The 12,372-nt window shown below is 65.2% G+C and carries 10 protein-coding genes; 5 read left to right on the plus strand and 5 right to left on the minus strand.

What is annotated here, in order from left to right:
* Positions 1-15: 15 nt before the first annotated feature.
* The gene (locus tag W823_RS54245; RefSeq protein WP_023962830.1) at positions 16-1,266 is read left to right on the plus strand and encodes an amidohydrolase family protein; all 1,251 of its coding nucleotides are present in this window, start codon (positions 16-18) and stop codon (positions 1,264-1,266) included.
* Positions 1,267-1,371: 105 nt separating this feature from the next.
* Positions 1,372-2,601, plus strand: a complete 1,230-nt coding sequence (locus W823_RS54250; protein ID WP_081729951.1) for an MFS transporter — start codon at positions 1,372-1,374, stop codon at positions 2,599-2,601.
* Between the two features lie 6 nt (positions 2,602-2,607).
* Here W823_RS54250 and W823_RS54255 read toward each other — a convergent pair whose 3' ends face one another.
* Entirely contained in the window at positions 2,608-3,810 is a 1,203-nt protein-coding gene (locus tag W823_RS54255) for a PLP-dependent aspartate aminotransferase family protein (RefSeq protein WP_023962834.1), read from the minus strand.
* A gap of 29 nt (positions 3,811-3,839) precedes the next feature.
* On the minus strand, positions 3,840-4,415 hold the full coding sequence (locus W823_RS54260) for a TetR/AcrR family transcriptional regulator (RefSeq protein WP_023962836.1): 576 nt from the start codon (positions 4,413-4,415) through the stop codon (positions 3,840-3,842).
* 98 nt (positions 4,416-4,513) lie between these two features.
* Here W823_RS54260 and W823_RS54265 point away from each other — a divergent pair, with 98 nt between their 5' ends.
* Both W823_RS54265 and W823_RS54270 read left to right on the plus strand, forming a co-directional pair.
* Complete coding sequence (locus W823_RS54265; protein ID WP_081729952.1) at positions 4,514-6,325, plus strand: ABC transporter ATP-binding protein; 1,812 nt, start codon at positions 4,514-4,516, stop codon at positions 6,323-6,325.
* A 102-nt stretch (positions 6,326-6,427) separates the two neighbouring features.
* Positions 6,428-8,668: a bifunctional SulP family inorganic anion transporter/carbonic anhydrase gene (locus W823_RS54270; RefSeq protein WP_023962840.1), complete on the plus strand. Its 2,241-nt coding sequence runs from the start codon at positions 6,428-6,430 to the stop codon at positions 8,666-8,668.
* A 3-nt stretch (positions 8,669-8,671) separates the two neighbouring features.
* On the opposite strand, the gene W823_RS54275 is transcribed toward W823_RS54270, so the two are convergent.
* The gene (locus tag W823_RS54275) at positions 8,672-9,529 is read right to left on the minus strand and encodes a LuxR C-terminal-related transcriptional regulator (RefSeq protein WP_023962842.1); all 858 of its coding nucleotides are present in this window, start codon (positions 9,527-9,529) and stop codon (positions 8,672-8,674) included.
* A 91-nt stretch (positions 9,530-9,620) separates the two neighbouring features.
* On the opposite strand from W823_RS54275, the gene W823_RS54280 reads away from it, so the two are divergent.
* Positions 9,621-11,249 carry an AMP-binding protein gene (locus tag W823_RS54280; protein ID WP_023962844.1) on the plus strand — a complete coding sequence of 543 codons (1,629 nt, stop codon included), beginning with the start codon at positions 9,621-9,623 and terminating at the stop codon, positions 11,247-11,249.
* Between the two features lie 17 nt (positions 11,250-11,266).
* On the opposite strand, the gene W823_RS0130955 is transcribed toward W823_RS54280, so the two are convergent.
* Positions 11,267-11,767, minus strand: a complete 501-nt coding sequence (locus W823_RS0130955) for a DUF5994 family protein (protein WP_051721550.1) — start codon at positions 11,765-11,767, stop codon at positions 11,267-11,269.
* A 2-nt stretch (positions 11,768-11,769) separates the two neighbouring features.
* Positions 11,770-11,937, minus strand: coding sequence for a hypothetical protein (locus tag W823_RS58280; RefSeq protein ID WP_023962846.1), 168 nt, complete (start codon positions 11,935-11,937; stop codon positions 11,770-11,772).
* Positions 11,938-12,372 lie beyond the last annotated feature (435 nt).

The raw sequence follows: 12,372 nt of genomic DNA on the forward strand, positions 1-12,372 counted from the left end.
TCAGAAGGTTGAACAATGAATCTCTCTTTGCCGCAATCGCTCTCGCAGCTACGCGGCGCCGTGCTCGCCGACGGAACCGTGGTCGACGTCGACATCTCGAGGGTCGATGGTCACGCCGCTGTGAAAGCCGTGCGGCCCTCAGACGAACGCGCGGTTGCTCCGGACCGAGCCGACGTACTCGACCTGCGTGGGTACGTTCTGCTCACCGCACCTGCCGAGCCTCATGCGCATCTGGACAAGGCACTGTCTTGGGATGTGTTGCGGCCGCCCCTCGGCGACCTGCACGATGCGATCGCGAACTGGAAGGAAGGCAGCGCCGGTCTCGACGAGGAGTCATTCCGGACACGCGCGCGAACGGCCGCCCTGGCCTTGCTGCGCAACGGCACCACCGCCGTCCGGTCGCATGTCGACATCCTGCTCGGCCCCGACCCGCTCCGGGGTATCCGGGCCATCGACCGGGTTCGAAGGGAACTCGAGGGGGTGATGGACATCGAGATCGTAGCGCTGAGCAAGGTGTACGCCACCGACGAACTGGTGCATCAGGCACTCGACGCAGGCGCCGACCTCGTGGGCGGCTCACCGCACAGTGCGCCGGACCCGCTGGGCGACCTGGATCGCCTGCTGGCGATCGCCGAGGCCAGGGGAGTGGGCGTGGACCTGCACACCGACGAGTTCCTGGAGGGCGATCACCACACCATCGGGGCATTCGCCGAACGCGTGGCGACATGGCCGGCAGGCTGGATCCGCACCGCCGGACACTGCACCCGGCTCGGCACGATGAGCAGAACAGAACTCGCAGGACTGTTGCCGGTCATCGCCTCGAGCGGCATCGGGGTGGTGGCCAACCCGATCACCAACCTCTATCTGCAGGGCAGAGGTCACCCGGTCTCGACTCCGCGGGGAATCACCGCCATCGAACCGCTCCGAGAAGCGGGCATCCGGGTGGCGGCCGGTGCCGACAACGTGCGGGACGCGTTCAACCCGGTTGGGCGCAGCGACGCACTCGAGACCGCGATGCTGGCCATCACGGCAGCGCACGTACACCCGGACATCGCCATGGCGATGGTCACCGAAGACGCGCGGGCAGTGATGGGGCTGCCCGAGGCAGGCCCACGCGTGGGGGCACGCGCAGAGTTCCTGGCGGTCCGAGGAACGAGTGTTCTCGACGTCATCGCCAACGCCCCCGCCGATCGGGTGGTGATCCACGACGGCAAGCTGGTGTCGGTGAGTGAGACCCGAACCCAGATGGCAGTTTCCGCACACTGACTCGGACATTCCGGGCTCATCCGGCCCCGGCGGAAGATCGTGAGCGTCGCTGACGTTGAGGTGCCCGTGCGCACCAGCGAGACTCACCGACCGAAAGGCTCTGCCATGACTGCTGCCGGTGCCGGAGTCGACACCCACACCGGACATCCGGCGCCAGGCCGAGGACTACGGCTGATCGCCTTCCCCGCGGCGGTGTACGCGTTCGCGGTGGTGATGATGGGCACCACGTTGCCGACCCCGCTCTACCCCGAATACCAGCGGGAGTTCGGCTTCGGCAGCCTGATGACCACCGTCATCTTCGCGACGTATGCGGTCGGGGTCATTGCCGCGCTCATCGGGGTGGGACAGTTCTCGGACACGATCGGCCGCCGCCCGATGCTCTTCGCAGGCGTGGCCTTGTCACTGGCCAGCGCGGTCTTGTTCCTGATCGGTGGCAGTGTCGAGATCTTGTTCGTCGGGCGCCTGGTCTCGGGATTCTCCGCGGGCATCTTCACCAGCACGGCAACTGTCGCGGTCATCGAGGCTGCGCCTGCGGCTCGACGCCGGATGGCACCGGCGATCGCCACCGCCGCCAACATCGGCGGCTTGGGCCTGGGTCCTCTGGTCGCCGGCGTGGTCACCGAGTTCGCGCCGTATCCGACGCGGACGGTTTTTGTTGTGCATGCCCTCCTGCTCGTGATCGCTGGTGCCGGCCTCCTCACCGTTCCCGAGACGGTGAAGGTGCGCAAAGGGGCTCGGCCGACATTGCAGCGGATCAGTGTGCCGCCCTCGGTGCGCGGGATCTTCCCGCAGGCGGTGATCGGAGCGGTAGCCGGGTTTGCGGTGTGTGGTCTGTTCACCGCGGTCGCCCCCAACTTCATGACCAAGGTCCTGGACATCTCGTCGCCCACGATCACCGGACTGGTGGTCTTTGTCCTCTTCGCGTCCTCGGCTGCCACACAGATCGTCTTGTCGAATGCACCGGTTCGCCCATCACTTGTCGCCGGATACATCTCACTCACCGTGGGTATGGCCGTGTTGATCGTCAGTCTGGAGGCTGCGTCGCTGGCGGGATTGATCGTCGGCGCCGTGATCTCCGGGGCGAGTCAAGGCCTGTTGTTCAGCAAGGGGATCGCCGCCATCGCCGCCCGGGTGGAGCCCGAGCGCAAGGCCGATGCCACATCCGCCTACTTTGTTGTTGCCTACCTTGCCATCTCGGTACCGATCATCGCGGATGGCTTCGCCGCGCAGGCGTGGACGCTGACCACCGCCGGCGTGGTGTTCGCCTCGGTCATCACCGTGATGGCTGTGGGCGGACTGATCGCCCTGCTGATGCGTCCGCGTGACGCGATCTGACGGGCGTCAGCTGAACGTGTCGTCCAGAGCCGCGGACAGGTCGGCGATGATGTCGGCGGGATCCTCGAGCCCGATGGAGAAACGCAGGTGACCCCACTCGCGGAACTCGCTCGGGTAGTTCGCGACTCGCGCGCCTTCGGTGCCGACGTGCACGATGAGTGATTCGTCGTGTCCGAGCGAGACCGCCGAGGTGATCATCCTCAGGTTCGCAACAAACCGGTTCTGGGTGTCGGAGTCCCCACGGACGGCAAACGCCATCATCGCTCCGTGACCTCGACCGCCGAATTGGCGAGAGGCCAACTCGTGCTGGGGATGTGAGGCCAGTCCCGGATAGGCGACGTAGGCCACCCGATCGTCGGCCTCGAGGAACTGCGCCACCTGCTCGGCCGAGGTGAGATGTCGGGACAGCCTCAGCGGCAGCGTGATCGAACCGCGGCTGATCAACCACGCATTGAACGGCGAGATCACTCCTCCGACATCGACCATGGCATGAGATTTGATGGGATCGATCAGACTGCGTGCGCCCACCACGGCACCGCCCATCGCGTCCCCGTGCCCGTTGTAGTACTTCGTCAGTGAATGCACCACCAGGTCGGCCCCGTCGGCGAGGGGCCGATACAGCGGGGGCGGGGTGAATGTGGAGTCGACGACGAGCAACGCTCCGCCGTCGTGCGCGATGGCGGCGACCGCGGCGATGTCGGTGACCTTGGTGGTCGGGTTCGCGATGGCCTCGACATGCACCAGACGAGTGGTCGGGAGCATGGCCTCTTCGACCGCTCGCGGATCGGATGCGTCGACGAAGGTCGCCTCGATGCCGTATTTGACGGGGAGCAGTTCGGTGAACAGTTTCCACGTGGCCTCGTAGGTGACGTCGGCGACCACCACATGGTCGCCGGTGTTCAGATACGTGAAGAAGACCGCGTGCAGCGCGGCAACCCCCGAGGCCAGGGCGACTGCGTCTTCCGCCTCTTCGAGCGCCGCCAACTTCTTCTGCAGCGCAATCTGATTGGCGCCCGAGTTGCGGGTGTACAGCGGGATGTCGGTTCCGGACCAGCTGACGTTGGACGGGTCGTCGGGCAGGGCGTATGAGTTCGCCATCACGATCGGCGTGCGTACGGCGCCGGAGCCCTTGTCCACCGAGTTGCCCGCGTGCACCGCGCGGCTGTCGAAGGACAGGGTGGACGGGTCGTCGTTGTCGGGGCGGCTCATCAGCTCACATTACGACGCGGGCACCGATGTCACGCGGGCACCGATGTCGCGGCAATGGCTTTGCGTAGGCTCCGCAGTGTCATCGTCTGAACCTTCATGCGGGTGCCGGATGCACGATTGACGTGGTCAACGCTGGCGTAGAGCAGTGCCCACATCATGTTCACGATCCATTCCGTTTCGAGTTCGGCATCGATCGAGCCGTCGGATCGTCCGCGTTCGACGGCTTCTATGACTGTGCCGTCCGTGAAGGCGATGTCCTGATCATTCACCCCGGAAGCGAAGAACAAGACGGCGAGCACATCGGTGAGTTCGAAGTACTCCTCGCATAATCGCAAGATCGCTTCCAGACCCGTGCCCCGTGCGAGGTCGGCGCGCTCGCCGGCGTCCGCGACGGACTGCTCGGCGAACCGAGCAACCGCACCGAGCAGATCGGAACGTTCCGGATAATAGCGGTGCAACGTGGTGCGGCCGACTCTCGCGCGATCTGCGATTTCCGCGAGCGGCGCAGTGGGGGACTTGGCGAGTGCGGCCACCGCCGCGTCGAGAATTGCCCGGCGAGTACGCTCACGTGCTCCGGACTCCTCGGCGGTTGAGGTCGCGACCATGACGTGAGCATAGTCGCGCTGTCTTCAACGACGGAATGTCGCCGTACCGCGACGAACAAGTGGGTTTCCAAAATGGAACATGTGTGTTCCACTTGGGCATGGACACTTCGATCGCAGAGAACACCCCTCCCGCGGCGGCATCCGGTGACCTGAAGAACATCAAGGTTCTCGCCGGGTTCGCGCGTCCTCATCTCAGATCCATCGTCCTGGGCCTCGTGCTGGCGCTCAGCGGTTCGGTCACCGTCCTCGCGACGCCGATGGTGACCAAGTGGATTTTGGATTCGCTGGGGAACGGTTCGTCGATCGTCACGCCGGTCCTGGTGCTCGTGATCTTCCTGGTGGTCGGGGCGGTACTCGGCTGCGCGCAGTGGATCGTGCTGGGAACCGCTGCGGAGTCGATCGTCTACGACGCTCGTTCGTCACTGGTACGCCGGTTGCTCGGATCCACCGTTCCGTCGGTCCAGGCCCGGCCGGTGGGCGAGTTGGTCACTCGCGTCACCTCCGACACGGTGTTACTGCGCGAGGCGGCGTCGAGCGCGGTGGTCGGGGTCATCAACGCGACCTGCGTCGCCGTCGGGACCATTGTGCTGATGGGTGTGCTGGACCTGGTGTTGCTCGGGGTCACCATGGTCGCGATCGTCTGTGTCGCGGCGGTGTTCACGGTGCTGATGCCACGAATCGCCAAGGCGGAAGCGCGCACTCAGGAAGCACTCGGACATCTCGGCGGTGTCCTGGAAGGCAGTCTGCGCTCGGTGCGAACAGTGAAGGCGGCCGGAGCGGAAGACCGGGTGGGCGCGGTCATCGGCGACAACGCCGCTCGTGCCCGCGCGCATGCGGTGGCCGCGGTGCGTGTCTCTGCCGGCGCCATGACGGCCGGGTGGACCGGTGTACAGGGCGCGATCATCGCAATCCTCGCACTGGGGGCGTGGCGCGTGGAAGCCGGCTCGATGGAGGTGTCGACACTGATCGCTTTTCTGTTGTACGCCTTCACCTTGATGGGGCCCGTGTCGGAGTTGACGCAGAACATCACCGCGCTGCAGTCCGGGATCGCCGCAGCAATACGCATCCGGGAGATGGAGAGCCTGGAGTCGGAGGTCTCGGCTCCGGGCGTGAAAGTCGCACTGCCCCAGCATGGTGGTGCAGGCAGCGGGGGAATCGTGTTCGACGACGTGACATTCCGGTACGGCGACGACCTGCTGCCCGCGCTCGACCGGGTGTCGGTCGAGATCCCCGCCATCGGGCACACTGCCATCGTCGGACCGTCAGGTGCAGGCAAGACCTCGCTCTTCTCGGCGATCCTCCGCTTCATCGAACCCGACAGCGGCGTTCTGCGACTCGGGGGCTTCGGGTATCCGGAGATGACGGTGGCAGAGGTGCGAGAGCAGATCGCCTACGTCGAACAGGAATCGCCGCTCGTACCGGGCACGGTGGGTGACAACCTGAGGTTCATCCACCCCGAAGCCGATGACAGCGAACTCGCAGAGGTGCTCACCTTGCTCAAACTCGACTCGACCATTGCCGCTCTGCCGGCGGGTGTGGACACGCCGATCCGTGACACGGACCTGTCGGGCGGACAACGCCAGCGGATAGCGATGGCGCGCGCGATGATTCGTCCCTCGCCCATCTTGTTGCTCGACGAGGCGACATCACAGGTCGACACGCTCACCGAGGCGGTGATCGTGGACTCGATCAGACGACGCGCCCACACGGGCGCCGTGATCACCATCGCCCATCGCTTGTCGACGGTGCGACATGCCGACACGATCATCGTCATGGACGAGGGGCGGGTGAGCGCGGTGGGCAGTCACGACGTGTTGATGAAAACCGATGATCTGTATGGGCGAATGGTGCGAGCCGGGGGATTCGAACTCAGGCACGACGTGCAACCGATCCGTCCCGCAGTGACGTGATCCGAGTCCGCGATGACGGGTCGGATAGGTCACAAAACCACCGGAGGTAACACCGCTCTAAGGCCCCGTTAATACTTTCTCTTTACTTTGTGGGGCATGCGAATGCTCAGAGAAATCTCAACATCGTATTTCCGGGGGACCGACTTCAAGGCCAACATTCGATATGATCTACCGGCCTCCCTTGTGGTTTTCCTTGTGGCGCTGCCGCTTTCGCTTGGTATCGCCATAGCGTCCGGTGCTCCCGTGATGGCGGGGCTGATCGCCGGTGTGGTCGGCGGCATCGTGGTCGGTTTCCTCGGCGGCTCACCCCTGCAGGTCAGCGGGCCTGCCGCGGGCCTCACCGTGGTGGTCGCGGAACTGGTCAACACCTTCGGCTGGCGGGTCACCTGTGCGATCACCGTGGCGGCCGGTGTACTGCAGATCGTGTTCGGCCTGAGCCGTGTTGCACAATCCGCGTTGGCCATTGCTCCTGTGGTGGTGCACGCGATGCTGGCCGGAATCGGCATCACCATTGCGCTGCAACAGATTCACGTCTTGCTCGGTGGTTCATCCAAGAGCGACGCCTGGGAGAACCTGACCGCTCTACCGGGACAGGTTCTGGATCTGCAGCACGCCGAGGTGCTGGTGGGTGGCTTGGTTGTGGTGATCATGCTGAGCTGGCCGATGCTCCCGGCAAGGCTTCGAAAGATTCCCGGCCCCTTGGTTGCCATCGTTGCGGCAACCCTCGTCGCCGCGTTGGCGCCCATCGACGTCGACCGGATCGATCTCGGCGGCAACTTCTTTGATGCGATATCCCTCCCCGAGTTGCCGTCGGGCAACTGGAGTGGTGTTGTGCTCGGAGTCCTTACGGTCGCCCTGATCGCCAGTGTGGAGTCGTTGCTGTCGGCGGTCGCGGTGGACAAGATGCACACGGGGCCACGTACCGACTTCAATCGAGAGTTGTTGGGGCAGGGCAGCGCGAACATCGTGTCGGGTGGGCTCGGTGGACTTCCGATCACGGGTGTGATCGTGCGGAGCACCACCAACGTGACGACCGGCGCCCGGACCCGGACATCGACCATTCTCCACGGCTTCTGGCTCCTCGTGTTCTCGGTGATGCTCACCTCGCTGGTCCAGCAGATTCCGCAGGCAGCTCTTGCCGGTTTGTTGGTGGTGATCGGAATCCAATTGGTGAAGCTCGCCCACATGAAGTTGGCGTGGCGTACCGGTGATCTGTGGGTGTACCTCATCACGATGTCCTCTGTCGTGTTCCTCAATCTGCTCGAAGGCGTCGGAATCGGGTTGGCCGTGGCGATCGCTGTCCTGATCTGGCGGGTGATCCGCGCCGAGATGGTTGCCGAGCCGTTCGGGGCCGAAGGAGCCCGGCAGTGGCGGGTGAGTATCCGCGGTTCGCTCAGCTTCCTGGCGCTCCCGCGATTGAACAAGACACTGGGATCGGTGCCGGCGGATGCGCACGTGAGTGTGGAGCTCGACACCGACTATCTCGACCATGCTGCCGCCGAGATGATCGAGGACTGGAAACGCGCGCACGAGGCGAACGGTGGATCAGTGCACATCCAGCAGACCGGGAAGGCAACGATGGAAGACGCCCCCACGGCACCGCCTCGGCGGAAGACTGCTTCGGGGCGCGGCCTGGGTCTGGTGCCTTGGAAGTCGTGGCAGTCGACCACCACGACGGACGCCGGCTCGCCCCGGGCGCTGCAACCGATCAAGGAGGGCGTCGACGAGTATCACCGCACCGGTGCGGACGAACTCCTCGAATACCTCGTCGATCTCACCGACGTGCAGGATCCGGACACGCTCTTCATCACGTGCGCCGACTCGCGCGTGGTTCCCAACGTCATCACCTCCAGCGGTCCCGGTGACCTGTTCACCGTTCGTAACGTGGGCAACCTGATCCCCGCTCCGCCCAAGGCGGACGTGTCCGCAGAAGCGGCGATAGCGTTCGCCATCGACGAGCTGCGAGTCAGTTCGGCGGTGGTGTGCGGGCACTCGTCATGCGGTGCGATGAAGGCGCTGCTTTCGACAGACGGCGCAAGCGAGGGCGGCCCGGTGGGTGAGTGGCTGAAGAACGCTGAGCCGAGCCTTGCTGCTTGGAGGGCAGGGCACCCGGCCGGGTTGAGCGCGGCTGCAGCGGGTTTCGGAGACGTCGACCAATTGGCCATCGTCAATGTGGCGTTGCAGGTGCAGACGCTTCAACGTCATCTACTCGTCGGGCGCGCGGTCGCCGAGGGGCGGCTGCGGGTTGCGGGTCTCTTCTTCGACATCGCCACGGCGCGGGTGGTCACGGTCACCACCACCGGTGTCGAGATTCCCCAGGTGCAGACTCCGACCCCGAGCTGATGCTCAGGGAAGTAGGTTCAACCGTCGCGCCGCGACCACCGCTTCGTGCCGGGTGTGGGCATCCAGTTTGCGCATGGCACTACGCAGGTAGCTCTTCACCGTCTCGGGGCGTATCGAGAGTCGCTTGGCCACATCGATGTTGGAACCGCCGAGCGATATCGCGGTGAGGACGTCGATCTCGCGGGGGGCGAGTGCCACATCGCCCGGGGTGTCCATGTCAGAGTTGATGATTCGGGCGAGGCGTTCGGACATGTCTCGCAGCCGGGTGCCCGCGCGGTTGTCGAGCGTTGCGCCCAACTGGCGCAACTCGGCATGGATGCTCCGGAGTTCCTCTGTGGCAACAGGATCGGTGTGTTGCGGGATGGCGGCGACCGCGGTCATCATCGCCACACGTCGGTCCACCTCGTCGCGGATTGCGATCTCTGCCGCAAGTCGTCGACAGGCCTCGACCACCGCGTCCGCGGTGCGCCCCCCAATGGGTGCGGCGTCACGCCGAGCTGCGTACAGGACGGCGCGTGGACGGTTGTCCACCACCACGGGCACGGCCAGCACCGATCGCAGACCTTCGCCCAGAACGGGCCCGTCGTAGTGGTGGGTGATGGCGGAGGCGTTGCGGTAGTCCGAGACCGACGCCGGACGCAGTCGGTCGACCACACGGCCACCCAGCCCCGACGGCGAACTCACGGCCAGACCCCGCAGCCCGTTGGTTCGGGTGCCGACGAACTCGCTGAGGATCAGGGTGCCCGCGTGGACCTCACCGCCGAACAGCACCGGCGTCTCCGACCGCGTCGCCACCTGACGCATCTCGCTGCGTAGAGCGTCGGTGTCGCGTGGGCGGAGTACGGGGGACGAGTGGGTCATGTGTCACCCCTTTTCGGGGGTAGCGGGCGGACAAGTGTGACCTGGATCCTACTCGTGTGTGGAACGAGCAAGCGAGAAGAGGACTCCGCAGATGAATGCCATCGATGACCGAGTGGCCGAGTTGCTGGCCCAGTACGACAATCCGCAGGCGTGTGCTGCCGACCTGCTGTGTGATCGGCACCCGGGTGATGCGATCGCGTTCACCGTCATCGACTCCGCAGGCGCCGGAAACGTGACGTCGGTGGACCTCACCTATGGCCACCTTCGGGAACAGTCCTCGAGATTCGCGGCGGCTCTTGCCGACCTCGGGGTGGAGCCGGGGGACCGGGTCGCGACGCTCATGGGGAAATCCGCCGATCTCATCGTTGCGGCACTGGGCATCTGGCGTCGCGGAGCGGTGTACGTCCCGCTGTTCACGGCCTTTGCTCCCCCCGCCATCGCGTACCGACTGCAGTCCAGCGGTGCCAAGATCGTCATCTCCGACCTCGACCAACTGACCAAGCTCGCGCCCGGCGAGGACATACCGGCCGACGCGCCGTGGCAGGTGATCGCCGCCGGTAACACCTCCGACGACCGACTGAAACTGTCTGCACTGATCGACGCGCACACGTCTGACGAACCGGGTGCGGCCGCGGTGACGGTCGGCGGCGACGGCCTGCTGGTCGAACTGTTCACCAGCGGCACCACCGGCACACCGAAGGGCGTCCCGGTTCCGGTGCGTGCACTGGCGTCGTTCCACGCCTACCAGGAGTTCGGCCTGGACGTGCGGCCGGAGGACGTGTTCTGGAACGCCGCCGACCCGGGCTGGGCCTACGGGCTGTACTACGCACTTCTCGGGCCGATGGCCTCGGGCACCCGAAGCCTGCTGCTGCACGCGGGATTCTCGCCTGCCTTGACGTGGCAGGTGCTCCGAGAGTTCGAGGTGACCAACTTCGCCGCGGCGCCGACCGTCTACCGCGCACTGCGAGCGGGGGATGCGCCGCCGGAGAAGATCACGCTGCGCCGGGCGTCGTCGGCCGGTGAGCCGCTGACCCCGGACGTCGTCGGTTGGTCCAGCGATGCTCTGGGTGTGGCGGTGCGAGATCACTACGGGCAGACCGAGCATGGCATGTTCATCGTCAATGCCTGGCACGATTCGCTGCGCACCGATGTACCGGCCGGCTCGATGGGACGGGCACTGCCGGGCTGGTCATGTGCGGTGCTGCAAGAGGATTCGGATGACGTGGCCCCCGCCGGAACGCTCGGGCGGGTGTCGATCGACACCTCATCCAGTCAGTTGCTCTGGTTCAACGGCTATGTGAACGCGCCGGAGAAGACGGCGAGCCGCTACACCGGCGACGGCCGGTGGTACCTGACCGGGGACTCGGGGGCGGTGGACGGTGACGGCTTCTACTTCTTCTCCTCGCGCGACGACGACGTGATCATCATGGCCGGTTACCGGATCGGGCCGTTCGATGTGGAGAGTGTGCTTGTCATGCATGACGCGGTCATGGAGGCGGCAGTGGTCGGCAAGTCCGACGAATTGCGCGGCGAGGTACTCGAAGCGTATGTGGTGCTGCATGATTCGGCCGAACCCTCGCCGGAGCTCGAGGCAGACCTGCAGCAACTGGTGAAGAGGAAGTTCGCGGCCCACGCCTATCCGCGCAAGGTTCATTTCATCGATGCTCTGCCCAAGACTCCGAGCGGAAAGGTCCAGCGATTCGTGCTGCGGAAGCGGTGAGACACAGTCGGAGCCGATCAGGCCTCTGAGCGCGCTCCTCCGCGCGGTTTGGCCGCGGGTGTCTTGGCGATCGGCAGGGCGCCGTGAATCTGCTTGGTCGCCTCGCGGACGATCCGTCTGGCCGAAACCCGCGCCTTGGCCGATGCGTTGCCCGCAGAGGCGATGCCTGCGGACTCGCCGAGAATTGCCACGGCCAATGCGGACGATGTCCGGTAAGGGATGACCAACAACGTCGCGGTGCGTTTGAGACCGGTCAGGCAGATGATTCGTTGGGCGACCGGGATCAGCGAGTTCCTGATGCCGTCGTAGTCGACGGCATCGAGATCCGGGAACGAGTCGGAACGCGACCAGTTCACCGACACATCCCGAACCACTCCGAGCAGCGGATTGAGGGCACTGACCAACAACGGCAGTTCGTTGCCGACGCGGGCGGTCTCGGGCCACCAGGCTCCATCGATGTTGGCGCCGCGCTCGCGGGCGAGCGTGAAGCGGATCGGCGCCGACATCGGTTTACTCATGGTCAGCCACGGTCCGATACGAATGTGGATTGCGCTTCTTGGCGTTTGGCCTTCGGGTCGATCACGAGGTCGGAGAACACCGGTTGAGGGATGTCACCCGACGGGGCTGCTTTGTGCGACTCATCAGAATGGCTCAGTTCGCGGTGCGAGAAAAGGTCTCGATCCTGCATGTTTGTCTTCTTTCTGGTGTGAGTGCCGATTGTGTGGCGCTCGAGTTTTGTGGGGCCGCGGCGAGGGGAGTGGATCCAGCGGTCGCCGTCGGCGGTGAAGCATGAACACGATCTGCGAGACGAGCCGGGCATCCGGCTGCGGTCTAGGGAGTGAACGAGCGGTGTATCGGTTTCAGGTCTGCTACCCGACACCGCAGCGGTATGGATCGGCCTTTCGTAGCCGCTAGCCATTTCATGCCGCTCACCTGGGCTCATGGCCCATTCCGATGCCTTCTCAGGCCAGGTGGGAGAGACGGCGGCCGGTGGATGTTCGAGCACGAACAGCGTTCGTAATGTGTCCGACGTCTCTAGTGTACGGGTACCCCGGCCACAATCGCGGTTGTGGGGCCCGCCTGTCGGCCCGCGCAGTTCACCTGCATGTGTCGCAGTAGACGC

Origin of the sequence: Williamsia sp. D3, assembly GCF_000506245.1 — a bacterium.
Taxonomy (GTDB): Bacteria; Actinomycetota; Actinomycetes; order Mycobacteriales; family Mycobacteriaceae; genus Williamsia; species Williamsia muralis.

What these genes read in the sequence shown, in the direction of transcription:
- W823_RS54250 (WP_081729951.1), top strand. Translation starts at nt 1,372, where the DNA reads ATGACTGCTGCCGGTGCCGGAGTCGACACCCACACCGGACATCCGGCG.
- W823_RS54265 (WP_081729952.1), top strand. Translation starts at nt 4,514, where the DNA reads ATGGACACTTCGATCGCAGAGAACACCCCTCCCGCGGCGGCATCCGGT.
- W823_RS0130955 (WP_051721550.1), bottom strand. Translation starts at nt 11,767, where the DNA reads ATGAGTAAACCGATGTCGGCGCCGATCCGCTTCACGCTCGCCCGCGAG.
- W823_RS58280 (WP_023962846.1), bottom strand. Translation starts at nt 11,937, where the DNA reads ATGCAGGATCGAGACCTTTTCTCGCACCGCGAACTGAGCCATTCTGAT.
- W823_RS54255 (WP_023962834.1), bottom strand. Translation starts at nt 3,810, where the DNA reads ATGAGCCGCCCCGACAACGACGACCCGTCCACCCTGTCCTTCGACAGC.
- W823_RS54275 (WP_023962842.1), bottom strand. Translation starts at nt 9,529, where the DNA reads ATGACCCACTCGTCCCCCGTACTCCGCCCACGCGACACCGACGCTCTA.
- W823_RS54280 (WP_023962844.1), top strand. Translation starts at nt 9,621, where the DNA reads ATGAATGCCATCGATGACCGAGTGGCCGAGTTGCTGGCCCAGTACGAC.
- W823_RS54260 (WP_023962836.1), bottom strand. Translation starts at nt 4,415, where the DNA reads ATGGTCGCGACCTCAACCGCCGAGGAGTCCGGAGCACGTGAGCGTACT.
- W823_RS54270 (WP_023962840.1), top strand. Translation starts at nt 6,428, where the DNA reads ATGCTCAGAGAAATCTCAACATCGTATTTCCGGGGGACCGACTTCAAG.
- W823_RS54245 (WP_023962830.1), top strand. Translation starts at nt 16, where the DNA reads ATGAATCTCTCTTTGCCGCAATCGCTCTCGCAGCTACGCGGCGCCGTG.